Origin of the sequence: Sandarakinorhabdus sp. (assembly GCF_051860625.1) — a bacterium.
In the GTDB taxonomy this organism is placed as follows: Bacteria; Pseudomonadota; Alphaproteobacteria; order Sphingomonadales; family Sphingomonadaceae; genus Sandarakinorhabdus.
Genome location: NZ_JBHYDQ010000007.1, coordinates 90384 through 105265, shown reverse-complemented (window position 1 = coordinate 105265; position 14882 = coordinate 90384). Strand labels below are relative to the sequence as shown.

The following is a 14882-nucleotide window of genomic DNA, read 5'->3' as shown; positions in this document are numbered from 1 at the left end:
CAGAACCCGCCAACTTTGGCCAATACAGCTGATGTCCGCTGACGGCGAGATACTGTCGCCCGAAAGCATCGCCCGTGCGACCGCCGACAGCGGCGAAACCAAGTCCGCGCTCGCCCTTGGTGCAATGCTTCCATTGTCGCTGCTGGCCGGCCTCTACATCGGCTTCGGCAGCCTCGCCGCGATGGTGGCGTTGGCGGGGGCAGACGGACAGATCGCCTTTGGGGCCGCGCAATTGCTCGCTGGCCTCGCCTTCTCGCTTGGCCTCATCCTCGTGCTGATCTCTGGTGCCGAATTGTTCACCGGCAACACGCTGCTGATCATCGCCTGGGCACAGCAGACCGTGCGGCTGCCGGCCATGCTGCGCGCGCTCTTCCTGGTGTATGTCGGCAATCTCCTGGGCTCGCTGCTGCTGGCCGCCATCGCTCTGGCCGCTGCGGTTCATCTGGCGGGCGACGGTGCGGTGGGCGTGGCGGCGCTGGACATGGCCGATGCCAAGGTGCGGCTGGCGTTCGCGCCGGCGCTGGCCAGCGGCATATTGGCCAACATGCTGGTCTGCCTGGCGGTGTGGATGGCCAATGGTGCCAAGACTGCGGCCGACAAGTTGCTGGTCATCATCCCGCCCGTCGCGGCCTTCGTGGCGCTGGGCCTCGAACATTCCGTGGCCAACATGTTCATCATTCCCTTTGGCTGGGCGGTGCAGCAGTTCGCCGATCCGGCGTTCTGGGCGGATGCCGGCGTCAGGGCTGCGGATTATGCCGCCATCACGCCGGCCGGCTTGCTGGCCAATCTGCTGCCGGTCACCATCGGCAACATCATCGGCGGCTTCGCGGTCGGCGCTGCCTATTGGCTGGCCTATCTGCGGCCACGCGCATGAGCGGCGGCCCGACATTCATCCACGAACGGGAGAATTGGCGATGAGCGGCCCCAAGGACGATCCAACGATTGAGGATTATGACGGCCCGGCCGGCGGCTTCGGCTCGCTGAAGGCCGTGGGCAAGGTCGCCATCGGCGAGAATGTGCCCGACATGCTGCTGACCATGCGCCACCAGAACAAGCCAGACGGGTTCATGTGCGTGTCGTGCGCCTGGGGCAAGCCGGCCGAGCCGCTGCCCTTCGAATATTGCGAGAATGGCGCCAAGGCCACCGCCTGGGAGATCACCCGCAAACGCACCGACGAGGCATTTTTCGAGAAATACACGATGGCCGAACTGGCCGGGTGGCTCGACCATGATCTGGAGGAAGCCGGCCGCCTGACCATGCCGATGCGCTGGGATGTGACCAGCGACAAATATGTCCCCGTCAGTTGGGGGACGGCGTTTGCCGAGATCGGCCACGAACTGCGCGCCCTGCAGGACGACCCCGATCAGACGATCTTCTATGTCAGTGGCCGCGCCAGCCTGGAGGCCAGCTACATGTTCCAGTTGCTGGCGCGGCTCTATGGCACCAACAACCTGCCCGACAGTTCCAACATGTGCCATGAATCGACCAGTGTCGCCCTGCCCGAAAGCATTGGCGTGTCGGTCGGCACCGTCACCCTGCAGGATTTCGAGACCACCGATCTGATGCTGTATTTCGGGCATAATGTGGCGACCAATTCGCCGCGGATGCTGCACCAGTTCCAGGCCGCCAAGCAGCGCGGCGCCACCATCATCAGCGTCAATCCGTTGCGGGAACGCGGGCTGGAACGCTTCAAGAACCCGCAATCGCCCAGCCAGATGCTGAGCGGCGACGAGACGGTGATTTCCGACACGATCCTGCAGGTGGCGGTGGGCGGCGACATCGCGGCGATCACCGGCATCTGCAAGGCGCTGGTGGCGATGGACGATGCCTGCGCCGAAATCGGTAAGGCCGGCCCGACGGATCGCGAGGCGCTGCTGGCCAGGACCGAGGATGACGGCGGCTTCAGCATCAAGGCCGGCGCCGCCGCAGCAAAGGCCCGCCGCGTGCTCGATCACGATTTCATCGCCGAGCATACTCAAGGCTTCGAAGCCTTTGCCGACTATTGCCGTGCCGCCGACTGGGGTGAGATCGAACGTGTGTCGGCGCTCACCCGCCCGGCGCTGGAACGCGTTGCCGAACAATATGCCGCCGCCGACAAGGCAATGGGCATTTATGGCATGGGCCTCACCCAACAGGTGCATGGCACCGAAACCGTGCAGATGCTGGTCAATCTGCTGCTGCTGCGCGGCAATATCGGCAAATCGGGCACCGGCATCTGCCCGGTGCGCGGCCACAGCAATGTCCAGGGCCAGCGCACCGTCGGCGTCACCGAAAAGCCCGAACTGGCGCCGCTCGACAAACTCAAGGAGCTGTATGATTTCGAGCCACCGCGCCACGAAGGCTACACCACGGTAACGGGGTGCGAAGCGATGATCGATGGCCGTGTGAAAGCCTTCATCGCGCTTGGCGGCAATTTCACCCGTGCCGCGCCCGATATTCCGCGCGTGGAGGATGCCTGGCGCAAGCTGCGGCTGACCGTGGCCATCGCCACCAAGCTCAACCGCAGCCACATCGTCCATGGCGAGATTGCCTATCTGCTGCCCTGCCTCGGCCGCATCGAGATCGACGAGCAGGCGACAGGCCCCCAGGCCGTGTCGATCGAAAGCAGCCTGGCGCAGTTCCACGGTTCTCGCGGCCGGGTGGCGCCGGCGTCACCCGAGCTGATGTCCGAACCGGCGATCATCGCCGCCATCGCCACCGCGGCCCTGCCCGAAAATCCCAAGGTGCCGTGGACGGATTGGACCGGCGACTATGCGCTGATCAGAAAGGCCATCGAACGGACTTGGCCGGCGACCTTTGCCGGCCTCAACGACCGCATGTTCACCCCCGGCGGCATCGAACGGCCGGTGGCCGCGCGGGAGCGCAAGTGGAACACCCGCAGCGGCAAGGCGAATTTTCTGCTGCCCACCGCCATGTTCGGCGGCACCGGCGAAAGCTATGGCGAGGCGGGCGTCTTGCAGCTCACCACCGTGCGCAGCAACGATCAGTTCAACACCAGCATCTATGGCTATCATGATCGCTTTCGCGGCGTGAACGGCACCCGCATGGTGGTGTTCATGAACGGCGCGGATGCGACGGCACTGGGCGTGGCGGCGGATGATCTGGTCGATCTGACCACGGCGATCGACGACGGCCACAGCCGCGTGGTGCGCGGCCTGCGGGTGATCCCCTATGATATCCCGCGTGGCAGTTGCGCCGCCTATTTCCCCGAAGCCACGCCGCTGGTGCCGCTGGGCCACCATGATCTCCACGCGCACACGCCCGCGTACAAGGCGGTGCCAGTGCGGGTCAGCGCTTCCCACACGGCCCCGCAGCGCGCCGTGTGACGTCCAACCAGACCGCGGAACAATGCGATCAGCGCCGGGCAGGCGGCGCAATTCCCCATCTTCATGGTCGGTCCACAAAGGTCCTTGCCAAACGCCTGACCCTATTCGACCGTCACCGATTTGGCGAGGTTGCGCGGCTGATCCACATCCGTGCCCTTGGCCACCGCGACATGATAGGCCAGCAACTGCACCGGAATGGCGCTGATCAGCGGGCTGATGAACGGGTCGACCGTTGGCATGGTGATCGCTGCCGCTGTGCCCTGGCCGTGGGCGGCGATCCCGTCGGCATCACTGAGCAACACGACCTGGCCGCCGCGCGCCATCACCTCCTGCATATTCGACACGGTCTTTTCGAACCGCGGCCCGGACGGCGCGATGACGATCACCGGCACATGTTCATCGATCAGCGCGATCGGGCCGTGCTTCAGCTCGCCGGCGGCATAGCCCTCGGCATGGATATAGCTGATTTCCTTCAGCTTCAGCGCGCCTTCCAGCGCCATCGGATAATCCGGGCCGCGCCCGATATAAAGAATGTCGCGCGCCTTGGCCAAGCTGGGCGCCAACGCGGCGATGGCATCTTCCGATTGCAGCGCCGCGTTCATCGCCGCCGGCACTTCGGTCAGCAATTGCACCAGCCGGGCCTCCTCGGCGGCCGAAACGCGGCCCTTGGCCTTGCCCAGCGCGATGGCAAAGGCCGCGAGCACCGCCAGCTGGCAGGTGAAGGCCTTGGTGCTGGCCACGCCCACTTCCGGCCCGGCATGGGTGGGCAGCAACAACTGCGTCTCGCGCGCCATCGTCGATGTGGCGACATTGACGACCGCCGCCACCATCTGCCCGCCGGCCAGGGCATGGCGCAGCGCGGCCAGCGTGTCGGCGGTTTCGCCCGATTGGCTGATGAACAGGCACAGGCCGCCGTCTTCGTAGACCGGGTCGCGATAGCGATATTCCGATGCATTCTCGATGCTCACCGGCACGCGCGCTTGGGCTTCGATCCAGTAACTGGCCACATGGCCCGCCAGCAACGCCGTGCCGCAGGCCACGATCTGCACGCGCTTCACGCCGGCGAGATCGAACGGCAGATCGGGCAGCGCCACGGTTTCGGCGAGCGGATCGAGATAGGCGCCCAACGTCTGCGCGACCACGATCGGCTGCTCGTGGATTTCCTTTTCCATATAATGGCGGTGGTTGCCCTTCTCGATCACCGCGGCGCTGGCTGACGAGGTGATGAACGCGCGTTCCACCGGCTGGTCGCTGGCATCGAAAATCGTCACGCCATCGGCCGACATGCGCAGCCAGTCGCCTTCCTCCAGATAGGCAATGCGGTTGGTGAACGGCGCCAGCCCGAGCGCGTCCGAACCCAGGAACATCTCGCCCGCGCCCAAGCCCACCACCAGCGGCGAACCGCGCCGCGCGCCATAGATGGTGCCGGGATGATCCTTGAACAGGATCGCAAAGCTGAAGGCGCCGTGCAGGCGCTTCAGCGTCTCGGCCACCGCCGCATCGGGCGAAGCTCCACGCGCCAGCGCCAGTTCCAGCAGATGCGCCACCACTTCGGTATCGGTATCGGAGGTGAGCGTGCAGCCCGCGGCCATCACCTCGCTGCGCAACTGCTTGAAATTCTCGATGATGCCATTGTGCACCAGGCAGACATGCTCGGTGGCATGCGGGTGGGCATTGTCGGTGGTCGGCGCGCCGTGGGTGGCCCAGCGCGTGTGGGCGATGCCGACCTGGCCGGGCAGGGGGTTGAGGGCCAGTTCGCGCGCCAGATTGACCAATTTGCCGGGGCTGCGGCGGCGGTCCATCACATTGTCGTGGATGGTGGCAATGCCGGCGCTGTCATACCCGCGATATTCCAGCCGTTTCAGGCCATCGACCAGCCGGTCGGCGACGGGCTCTGCAGACACGATGCCGATGATGCCGCACATCAGTTCTTGCCCTTCTTTGCAGCCGCAGCAGCGCGGAAGCGCACGGCCCAGCCGGATTTTTCGACCTGCGCCGGCCGCACCAGCGCCAGCGCATCGCCAGCGACATCGCGGGTGATGGTGCTGCCGGCCGCCACGATGGCGCCATCGCCGATCGTCACCGGCGCCACCAGCGCGCTGTTCGATCCGATGAACGCGCCGGCGCCAATATTGGTGCGATATTTGAAGAAACCATCATAATTGCAGGTGATGGTGCCGGCGCCAATGTTCGCCGCCGCGCCGATGCTGGCATCACCAAGGTAGCTCAGATGGCTGGCCTTGGCGCCGTCCCCCATGACTGCATTCTTGGTCTCGACGAAATTGCCGATCTTCACGCCATCGCCCAGCTTCGTGCCGGGCCGCAGCCGCGCAAACGGGCCGATCTCGCAATCGGCGCCGATGCTTGCCCCTTCGATATGGCTGTGGGCGCGGATGCGGCTGCCGCCCGCGATGGTCACGCCGGGGCCGAACACCACGAACGGCTCGATCTCGACATCGGCGGCAATCTGCGTGTCGGCACACAGGAACACGGTTTCGGGTGCCTGCATCGACACGCCGGCCGCCATCAGTTCGGCGCGGCGGCGGCGTTGGAAAATCGCCTCCAATTGCGCCAGTTCCGCCCGGCTGTTGGCCCCGGCCACCTCGTCGGCGTGGGTTTCGATCACCGTGCAGGCCCGGCCATCGACCAGCGCCAGGCCAACCACATCGGGCAGATAATATTCGCCTGCCGCATTGTCGTTGGTCACGCGCGCCAGCAGCGCGAACAGATCGCGGGCATGCACCGCCATGAGGCCGGAATTGCACAGTGTCTCGGCCCGTTCGGCCGGCGTGGCGTCCTTATATTCGACCATTTTCGCAATGCGGCCGCCCGCCGCGATGATGCGGCCATAGGCGCCCGCATCCGGTGGCCGAAAGCCGAGCACCGCCACCGCCACATCATCCCGCAGCGCCGCGAGCAACCGCGCCATCGTCGCTGCCGGCACCAGCGGCGCATCGCCATACAGCACCAGTATCTTGCCATCGAACCCCGCCAGGGCGGCCTGCGCCTGCTGCACGGCATGGCCGGTGCCGCGCTGCGGCGATTGTTCCACCACATCGGCGCGGCCCTGCACTTCGGCCGCAACCTGTTCCTTCAACGCGCCAACCACCACCACGGTGCGCGCCGGCGCCAGCGTCGCCAGACTGTCCATCAGGTGGCGCAGCATCGGCTTGCCGGCGATGGCGTGCAGCACCTTGTGCCGCGCCGATTTCATGCGCGTGCCCATCCCGGCCGCCAGGATGACAGCAGCGAAAGGCGCTTGGGCGGGCGAAGGCGGTTCGGCAGTCACGTGCGCTGCCCTGCCACAGGCATCCCGGCTTGAAAAGTGACGGAACGGCCGTTCGGCTGGCTTGCCAAGCCCCAGGGTGAAGCGCATCCCGGTGTCGCATATCCGCAACGATTATCTGGCACGGCTCACCCTTCGTGATTTTGCCCCGCACCATCCTGTTCGATCTGGACGGCACATTGGTCGACACCGCGCCTGATCTGGCGGCGGCGATGAACCATGTGCTGTCCTCGCTCGGCCGCCCGCCGTTGCCCATCGACGACGTGCGCCATCTGGTCGGCCATGGCGCCCGCGCACTGATCAGCCGCGGCCTGGCCGCGACCGGCCCCGCCCCGCCCGAACTGGTCGAATCCGGTGTGCCGCTGTTCCTTGAATATTATGCGGCGCATATCGCCGATGCCTCGCGGCCCTTCGATGGCGTTGAGGCCGCGCTCGATGCGCTGGCGGCGGCGGGCTGCCGGCTGGCGATCTGCACCAACAAGCCGGTGGCGCTGGCCACCGCCCTGATCGATGCGCTGGGCTGGCGCGCGCGCTTTGCTGCCATCGTCGGATTTGATTCGGTGCCCAAACCGAAACCTGATGCCGGGCATGTGCATGCCACGCTGGCCGCCTGTGGCGGCGATGTCGCCAGCGCGGTGTTTGTCGGCGATTCGGCCACCGATGTGGGGGCCGCGCGCAATGCCGGCCTGCCGATCATCCTGGTCAGCTTCGGTTTCAGCGACACGCCGGCGCGCGATCTGGGTGCCGATGCGGTGATCGATCATTATGATGCGCTGCTGCCGGTGCTGGCGGGGATGGCGGAGTTGGCTGCATGAGCCCGACCGGCGAGATGCTGCTGCTGGCCCTGGCAGCGCTGCTGGTCGGCCTGGTGCTTGGGCGCCTGACACGGCCCGATCCCGATGCCGTGCCAAAGCCGAAGGCCGAGCCCCCGCCGCCGCCACCCCCGCCGCCGCCGCCGCCGGACCGTATCCACATCGACAGCCTGAACGATGCCGTGCTGATCACCCAAGGCGCGTGGGTGGCCGCCGCCAACGGCCCGGCGCGGGCGTTGCTGGGTGAACGCGTCGTGGGCAGCGATCTGCGCTTGACGGTCCGCCATCCGGTGCTGCTCGATGCGGTCGAAGCCGTGACGGCCGGCAATGTCGTGAATGACACTGAAATCAGCGGTATCGGCAATGCCAACCGCAGCTTTCGGTTGCGGGTGGTCGGCGATGGCGCCGATGGCCAAAATGGTCGCTGCCTGGTGCTGCTCGATGATGTCACCCAGGCCAAGGTGACCGAGCGGATGCGCGTCGATTTCGTCGCCAATGCCAGCCACGAACTGCGCACGCCGCTGGCCACGCTGACCGGCTTCATCGAAACCCTGCAAGGCCCGGCGGCCGAGGATGAACCGGCGCGGCAACGCTTTCTGGCGATCATGGCGCAGGAAGCCGACCGCATGCGCCGCCTGATCGACGACCTCATGAGCCTGTCGCGTATCGAGCTCGACAAGTTCATCCGCCCCACCCAGGCGCTGGAGCTGCGCGGCATCGCCGCCGAAGTCGGCCGCACGCTGGCGATCCGGCTCGATACCGATCAGCGCCAGTTGCTCATCGCGGAGCCGCCGGAACTGCCGCGCGTGATCGCCGATCGCGACCAGGTGCTGCAGGTGCTGCACAATCTCGTGTCGAACGCACTGAAATATGGCCGCCGTGGCACGCCGATCCGCGTCGCCCTCAGCGCTGATCCGGGTGCCGCCGGGCGCGATCCGGGCGTCAGGATCAGCGTGTCCGATGAAGGCGACGGCATCGCGCCCGAACATTTGCCGCGGCTGACCGAGCGTTTTTATCGCGTCGATTCGCAGCGCAGCCGCACCCTGGGCGGCACCGGGCTGGGGCTGGCCATCGTCAAGCATATCGTCGAACGCCACCGCGGCCGGCTGGAGATCGACAGCCGGCTGGGCGAGGGGACCCGGGTGAGTTTCACGCTGCCGCTGGCGTGACCCGCGTGAGCCAAGCCTGCGGCGTAACAATTTTGTCATGATAACGTCATAAGTCCCTCACCAGCGCCGGCTAGGCGACACTGGATATCGGGGGATCATCATGTCGGTGATTCGTGCCAGCGCCATGATGAGGTTGAACTTGCTGCATCGTCGCCGCGCTTTCCACGCCGCCGCCCTTGGGCTGGCCGGGCTGGTGGCTGTGGGCCTGGCGGCCTGCTCGGGCGGCAGCCGCACGCAGATCCGCGTCGTCGGCTCGTCCACCGTCTATCCGTTCACCACGGCAGTTGCCGAACAGTTCAAGCGCAAATGGCCGCAATTTCCAGCGCCGATCGTGGAATCGACCGGCACCGGCGGCGGCCTGAAACTGATGTGCGCCGGGCTGGGTGTGCAATTCCCCGATGCGGCCAACGCCTCACGCCGCATCAAGCCCAGCGAGATCGCGGACTGCCGCAAGCATGGCGTGGAAGGCATCATCGAATTGCAGGTCGGCATCGATGGCCTGGTGGTGGCGCAGGCCCGCCGCGCCAATTTTCCGGGTTTGACCGAGCGCGATGTCTATCTGGCGCTTGCTGCCGATCCGTTCGGCAAGGGCCCCAATCAGGCCAGGCTCTGGTCTGATGTCAATCCGGCCTTGCCCGATTTGCGCATCGAAGTGATCGGCCCGCCGCCGACATCGGGCACGCGCGACAGTTTCAACGAACTCTACATGCTGAAAGGCTGTGACACCGAACCGGCGATGCAGGCGCTGAAGAAGACCGACGAAAACGCCCACAAGCAAATTTGTGAGCGGGTGCGCGAGGATGGTGCCTTCATCGAAGGCGGCGAGAATGACAATCTGATCGTCCAGAAAATCGCCGCCAATCCCAAGGCGCTCGGCGTGTTCGGCTTCTCGTTCGTGGAGGAAAACAGCGACCGGGTGAAGGATGTGCCGCTGAACGGCGTGCACGCCACCTACGAAAATATCGCCAACGGCGTGTTCCCCGCCGCCCGCCCGCTTTATCTTTACGTCAAGGCGCAGCATGTGCCGGCGGTGCGTGGCATGCGTGAATTCCTGGCCGAATATGCGCGGGAATCGACCTGGGGCCGCAAGGGCTATCTGGCGCGCAAGGGGCTTGTGGCGGCACCGGAAGCCGTGCGCCGCGAAGGCGAAGCCGTGGCGCGCGATTTGACCCACATGGATGAGGCCAGCGTGTCATGAGGCTGCTGATTGCCCTGTTGCTGGTGCTCGGGCTGGCCGGTCTCGCCTATCTGGCGGCGCGGGCGCGGGCCGGGAAGATGGTCGTTGCAACCGGCGGCAAGTTCGGCGCCGTGCACAGCCGCCCGGTCTATCATGGGGCTTATGTGGCAGTGCTGGCACTGGCGCCAGCGCTGATCGTGCTGGCCGGCTGGGGCATTTTCGGGGACCGCGTCGTGGTTGCGCAGGTGATTGCGGCCTTGCCGGTCGATCAGCAGCCGGCGGACAAATTGGCGCAATCCGCGCTGATGAACGAGGTGCGTGGCCTGGTGACCGGCGATCTGCCGCAGGCCTTCAACCCGGTCGCGCCGAAACTGGCGCCGATTTATGCCAATGCCGTGGCCAATGGCGAACTGCTGGCCGGCGCGCTGGCAGTGGCGCTGCTGTGCGCTGGCGGCCTGTGGGGTTACAGCCGGATCCGCCCGGATTTCCGCGCCCGCACTGCTGTCGAGGCGCAGGTGCAGGGCGTGCTGCTGCTGGCATCGGTGGTGGCCATTCTCACCACCTTCGGCATCGTGTTGTCGTTGATCTTTGAATCCATCCGCTTTTTCGGCATGGTCTCCCCGGTCGAATTCCTCACCGGCCTGCAATGGAGCCCACAGACCGCACTGCGCGCCGATCAGGTTGGCTCGACGGGGTCGTTCGGCGCGGTGCCATTGTTCTGGGGCACGATCTTCATCGGCGCGATCATCGCGATGCTGGTGGCGATCCCGTTGGGGCTGTTGTCGGCCATCTATCTCACCCAATATGCCGCACCGGGCTTGCGCCGCTGGCTGAAGCCAGTGCTGGAGCTGCTCGCCGGGGTGCCGACCGTGGTCTATGGCTTCTTCGCCGCGCTCACCATCGCGCCGCTGGTGCGCCAGTTCGCCGTGGCGATCGGCATGACCGATGCGTCGGCCGACAGCGCGCTCGCTGCCGGCCTGGTGATGGGCATCATGATCATCCCGTTCGTCTCTTCGATGGCCGACGATGCGCTCACCGCGGTGCCGCGGGCGATGCGCGACGGCAGCCTGGCGATGGGCGCCACCATGTCGGAAACCGTCAAGAAGGTGCTGGTGCCGGCCGCACTGCCCGGCATCGTCGGCGGTGTGCTGCTGGCGGTGTCGCGCGCCATTGGTGAAACCATGATCGTGGTGATGGCGGCGGGTCTGGCTGCCAACCTCACCGCCAATCCGTTCAGCAGCGTCACCACTGTCACCACGCAGATCGTCGCGCTGCTGACCGGTGACCAGGAATTCGACAGTGCCAAGACATTGTCCGCGTTCGCGCTCGGCCTTGTGCTGTTCTGCATGACCCTGGTGCTCAACATCTACGCGCTGGCCGTCGTGAAACGCTATCGGGAGGCTTACGAATAATGGCGACGCTTGCCGCCCCCCCCAATGCGTCTGGCGGAGCCGTGCCGCTGGAACGGCAGCCGACCGACTGGACCTCGCGCGAAATGCAGGGCCGCATCGCCGCGCGCTATCGTGCCGAGCGCAATTTCCGCCGCCTCGGCGCCGGCGCGCTGCTGGTTGCCTTCTCCTTCCTGGCGTTCCTGCTGTTCACCATCGTCCGCGACGGCTGGACCGGTTTCCTGCGCACGGAAGCCCGCGTGGAAGTGATGTTCGACGCCGCCACGCTGGGGGTCGATCCGGCCACGGCACGCGGCCCCGATGGCCCGGCCGTGCTGGCCCGCGCCGACTATATCGCCCTGATGAATCAGGCCGCGGAACAACTTGGCCCCGCATCCGACACGCTGTCCGATGCCGCCTGGCTGGCCCTGCGCGATCGGGTGATGGCCGATCCGACCCTGCTCGGCCGCAAGGAAACACTTTGGGTGCCGGTCCGTTCCGGCATCGATCTGCTCGCCAAGGGCAAATATGATCTGGATGCCCCGGCCGACAGCCGCGGCGTCACCGATCGCGAGGTGGAGGATTGGCGCTGGCTGGAAAAGGATGGCCGGCTGCGCACCGTGTTCAATCAGGCCTTCATCGGCAATGCCGATTCCACCGAGCCGGAATTGGCCGGCATCGGCGGCGCGGCGCTGGGGTCGTTGTTCACGCTGTTCGTCACCGTTGCGATTGCCTTCCCGCTGGGCGTGCTGTCGGCCGCCTGGCTGGAGGAATTCGCCCCGCGCGGGCGCCTGGCCGACATCATCGAACTGTCGATCAACAATCTCGCTGCCGTGCCCTCGATCATCTTCGGCCTGCTCGGCCTGGCGTTTTTCCTGAATTACGCCGGCATGCCGCGATCTTCGCCGCTGGTTGGTGGCATTACCCTGGCCTTGATGATCATGCCGGTCATCGTCATCGCCTCGCGCGTCGCCATCCAGTCGGTGCCGCCGTCGATCCGCGATGCTGCGCTCGGCATCGGCGCTTCGCCGATCCAGGTGGTGTTCCAGCATGTCGTGCCGCTGGCGCTGCCCGGCATCATGACCGGCACCATCATCGGCGTCGCCCGCGCGCTGGGCGAAACCGCGCCGCTGCTGCTGATCGGCATGCGCGCCTTCGTCACCGACACGCCGCAGGGCCTGGCCGCGCCGGCCACCGTGCTGCCGATGCAGGTGTTCCTGTGGTCGGACGATGTGCAGCGCGGCTTTGTCGAGAAAACGTCCGCCGCCATCATGGTGCTGCTGATCATCCTGATCCTGATGAACAGCGTGGCCATCTATCTTCGCAACCGTTTCGAGAGGCGCTGGTGAACCAGAATCCTGCAATCGGGCATAACAGCGTGCCGAAAATGACGGCACGCGACGTCCACGTCTATTATGGCCAGACCCACGCCATCAAAGGCGTGTCCATCGATGTGTCCGCCGAACATGTCACCGCCTTCATCGGGCCATCGGGGTGCGGCAAGTCCACCTTCCTGCGCTGCCTCAATCGCATGAACGACACGGTCGACACGGCGCGGGTCGAAGGCCAGATCGAACTGGATGGCCAGGATATCTATGCGCCGGTCATGGATGTCGTGCAGTTGCGCGCCCGCGTCGGCATGGTGTTCCAGAAACCCAATCCGTTTCCCAAGTCCATCTATGAAAATGTCGCTTATGGCCCGCGCATCCATGGCCTCGCCCGCGTCAAGGCCGATATGGACAATATCGTCGAAAGCGCCCTGCGCCGCGCCGGCCTGTGGGACGAAGTGAAGGACCGGCTGGAGACCAGCGGCACCGCCATGTCGGGCGGGCAGCAGCAGCGCCTGTGCATCGCCCGCGCCATCGCCGTCGATCCCGAAGTCATCCTGATGGACGAGCCCTGCTCGGCGCTCGATCCGATTGCCACCGCGCGCATCGAGGAACTGATCGATGAACTGCGCGGTCGTTATGCCATCGTGATCGTCACCCACAACATGCAGCAGGCCGCCCGCGTCAGCCAGAAGACGGCTTTTTTCCATTTGGGAACGTTGGTGGAGTATGATGACACCCCGGCGATCTTCACCAACCCGCAGCAAACCCGCACCAAGGATTATATCACCGGTCGTTACGGCTGATGCCCCGCCAGCCGACCATGAGGAACCGATAATGCCTGAAGTCACCGCCCATACCGTCAAGAGCTTTGACGAAGACATCGCCCAGTTGCGGGCGGTGATCACGCGCATGGGCGGCCTGTGCGAAACCCAGATCGCCGATGCCGTCGACGCGCTGGTCAATCGCAACATCGATGCGGCGCGCGTGGTGATCGAAGCCGACAAGCGGCTCGATCAGCTGGAAGCCGAGGCGGAAGTGCTGGCGGTGCGCATCATCGCCTTGCGCGCGCCGCTGGCCGATGATTTGCGCGAGATCGTGGCGGCGCTGAAGATCGCCGGCGTGCTGGAACGCATCGGCGATTATGCCAAGAATATCGCCAAGCGCACCACCGTCGTCGCGCAGTCGCAGCCGGTCGGCCCCGCCGTGATCATCCCGGAAATGGCCCGCATCGTCATCGAAATCATCCGCGACACGCTGGATGCGTTCGTGGATCGCGATGCAGTGAAGGCGGTGGCGATGCTGTCCCGCGATCAGCAGGTGGACGAATTCTACAACTCGCTGTTTCGTTCGCTGCTCACCTTCATGATGGAAAATCCGCACTATATCACCCCGTCGACGCACCTGCTGTTCGTGGCCAAGAACCTCGAACGCATCGGCGATCACGCCACGTCGGTGGCCGAGATGGTGCATTTTTCCGTGACCGGCCAACGCCCCGCCGAACGGCCGAAGAATGATTTTTCCGCCACCGTTTACAGCCCAGACCCTGCCTGAACCTGCCCTCCGGGAGACTGACCGATGCGCGCCAAGATCCTCCTCGTCGAAGATGACGCCAGCCTGATCGAGCTGGTGACCTATAATCTCGAAAAAGAAGGCTTTGATGTCGTGCGCACCGGCGACGGCGAAGAAGCCCTGACCCTGGCCGAGGAAGAAAAGCCCGATCTGGTGATCCTCGATTGGATGATCGCCAATCTTTCGGGCATCGAGGTTTGCCGCCGCCTGCGTCGCGCGCCGTCCACCGCCAATCTGCCGATCGTCATGCTCACCGCGCGCGGTGACGAAGCCGATCGCATCCGCGGTCTGGAAACCGGCGCCGATGATTACATGACCAAGCCGTTTTCCCCCCGCGAACTCATCGCCCGCATCCGTGCCGTGCTGCGCCGCCTGCGGCCCGCGCTGTCCGGCGGGCAACTGGAATTTGCCGGCATCGCCATGGACACCACTGCCCACCGGGTGACGCGCGATGGCCGCACCGTGCAGTTGGGCCCCACCGAATTTCGCCTGCTGCGGCATTTTCTGGAACATCCCGGCCGGGTGTTCAGTCGCGAACAGCTGCTCGATGCGGTGTGGGGCCGCGATGTCTATGTCGAACAGCGCACCGTGGATGTGCACATCCGCCGGCTGCGCAAGGCGGTCAATGCCGGGCCGACCGGCGAGGAACTGCCCGACATGATTCGCACCGTGCGTTCGGCCGGCTATTCGCTGGACGGCGCCCCGGCGATGCAGGCCGCCTGACCTGGCGCAAACCGGTTTCGCTTTGCAGGCCGCCCCGGCCCGGCTAAAGCGCGATCAGCCGGGCATCGCTTTGCGTGCGCCGGCCGTATGAACAACAGGCC

The 14882-nt window shown here is 65.6% G+C and carries 12 protein-coding genes; 10 read left to right on the top strand and 2 right to left on the bottom strand.

From position 1 onward, the window contains the following. Positions 1-31 precede the first annotated feature (31 nt). Complete coding sequence (locus ACTIEZ_RS08400) at positions 32-874, top strand: formate/nitrite transporter family protein (protein ID WP_439546217.1); 843 nt, start codon at positions 32-34, stop codon at positions 872-874. A gap of 40 nt (positions 875-914) precedes the next feature. Then, positions 915-3326, top strand: a complete 2412-nt coding sequence (locus tag ACTIEZ_RS08395; protein ID WP_439546216.1) for an FdhF/YdeP family oxidoreductase — start codon at positions 915-917, stop codon at positions 3324-3326. Between the two features lie 101 nt (positions 3327-3427). Here ACTIEZ_RS08395 and glmS read toward each other — a convergent pair whose 3' ends face one another. Continuing rightward, complete coding sequence (gene glmS / locus ACTIEZ_RS08390; RefSeq protein ID WP_439546215.1) at positions 3428-5251, bottom strand: glutamine--fructose-6-phosphate transaminase (isomerizing); 1824 nt, start codon at positions 5249-5251, stop codon at positions 3428-3430. Further along, positions 5251-6615: a bifunctional UDP-N-acetylglucosamine diphosphorylase/glucosamine-1-phosphate N-acetyltransferase GlmU gene (glmU, locus tag ACTIEZ_RS08385; protein WP_439546214.1), complete on the bottom strand. Its 1365-nt coding sequence runs from the start codon at positions 6613-6615 to the stop codon at positions 5251-5253. Before glmU ends, glmS begins: the two co-directional genes overlap by 1 nt. A 134-nt stretch (positions 6616-6749) precedes the next feature. Here glmU and gph point away from each other — a divergent pair, with 134 nt between their 5' ends. The 8 genes from gph (at position 6750) to phoB (ending at position 14781) form a co-directional block, all read left to right on the top strand. Further along, positions 6750-7427 (top strand): phosphoglycolate phosphatase, encoded by a 678-nt coding sequence (gene gph, locus ACTIEZ_RS08380; protein ID WP_439546213.1) that lies wholly within the window; start codon positions 6750-6752, stop codon positions 7425-7427. Further along, the gene (locus ACTIEZ_RS08375; protein ID WP_439546212.1) at positions 7424-8593 is read left to right on the top strand and encodes a sensor histidine kinase; all 1170 of its coding nucleotides are present in this window, start codon (positions 7424-7426) and stop codon (positions 8591-8593) included. Before gph ends, ACTIEZ_RS08375 begins: the two co-directional genes overlap by 4 nt. 127 nt (positions 8594-8720) lie before the next feature. Continuing rightward, positions 8721-9791, top strand: coding sequence for a substrate-binding domain-containing protein (locus tag ACTIEZ_RS08370; protein ID WP_439546293.1), 1071 nt, complete (start codon positions 8721-8723; stop codon positions 9789-9791). Then, the gene (gene pstC, locus ACTIEZ_RS08365) at positions 9788-11182 is read left to right on the top strand and encodes a phosphate ABC transporter permease subunit PstC (protein ID WP_439546211.1); all 1395 of its coding nucleotides are present in this window, start codon (positions 9788-9790) and stop codon (positions 11180-11182) included. The genes ACTIEZ_RS08370 and pstC overlap by 4 nt, the downstream gene beginning before the upstream one ends. Continuing rightward, entirely contained in the window at positions 11182-12507 is a 1326-nt protein-coding gene (gene pstA, locus ACTIEZ_RS08360; protein ID WP_439546210.1) for a phosphate ABC transporter permease PstA, read from the top strand. The genes pstC and pstA overlap by 1 nt, the downstream gene beginning before the upstream one ends. A 38-nt stretch (positions 12508-12545) precedes the next feature. Further along, positions 12546-13292, top strand: coding sequence for a phosphate ABC transporter ATP-binding protein PstB (pstB, locus tag ACTIEZ_RS08355; protein ID WP_439546209.1), 747 nt, complete (start codon positions 12546-12548; stop codon positions 13290-13292). 31 nt (positions 13293-13323) lie between these two features. Beyond that, entirely contained in the window at positions 13324-14040 is a 717-nt protein-coding gene (phoU, locus tag ACTIEZ_RS08350) for a phosphate signaling complex protein PhoU (RefSeq protein WP_439546208.1), read from the top strand. Between the two features lie 24 nt (positions 14041-14064). After that, positions 14065-14781 carry a phosphate regulon transcriptional regulator PhoB gene (phoB, locus tag ACTIEZ_RS08345; protein ID WP_439546207.1) on the top strand — a complete coding sequence of 239 codons (717 nt, stop codon included), beginning with the start codon at positions 14065-14067 and terminating at the stop codon, positions 14779-14781. The last annotated feature ends 101 nt before the right edge of the window (positions 14782-14882 follow it).

Coding starts and splice junctions, on each gene's coding strand:
- pstB (WP_439546209.1), top strand. CDS start 12,546: ATGACGGCACGCGACGTCCACGTCTATTATGGCCAGACCCACGCCATC.
- glmS (WP_439546215.1), bottom strand. CDS start 5,251: ATGTGCGGCATCATCGGCATCGTGTCTGCAGAGCCCGTCGCCGACCGG.
- pstC (WP_439546211.1), top strand. CDS start 9,788: ATGAGGCTGCTGATTGCCCTGTTGCTGGTGCTCGGGCTGGCCGGTCTC.
- ACTIEZ_RS08375 (WP_439546212.1), top strand. CDS start 7,424: ATGAGCCCGACCGGCGAGATGCTGCTGCTGGCCCTGGCAGCGCTGCTG.
- ACTIEZ_RS08400 (WP_439546217.1), top strand. CDS start 32: ATGTCCGCTGACGGCGAGATACTGTCGCCCGAAAGCATCGCCCGTGCG.
- phoU (WP_439546208.1), top strand. CDS start 13,324: ATGCCTGAAGTCACCGCCCATACCGTCAAGAGCTTTGACGAAGACATC.
- ACTIEZ_RS08370 (WP_439546293.1), top strand. CDS start 8,721: ATGAGGTTGAACTTGCTGCATCGTCGCCGCGCTTTCCACGCCGCCGCC.
- pstA (WP_439546210.1), top strand. CDS start 11,182: ATGGCGACGCTTGCCGCCCCCCCCAATGCGTCTGGCGGAGCCGTGCCG.
- ACTIEZ_RS08395 (WP_439546216.1), top strand. CDS start 915: ATGAGCGGCCCCAAGGACGATCCAACGATTGAGGATTATGACGGCCCG.
- phoB (WP_439546207.1), top strand. CDS start 14,065: ATGCGCGCCAAGATCCTCCTCGTCGAAGATGACGCCAGCCTGATCGAG.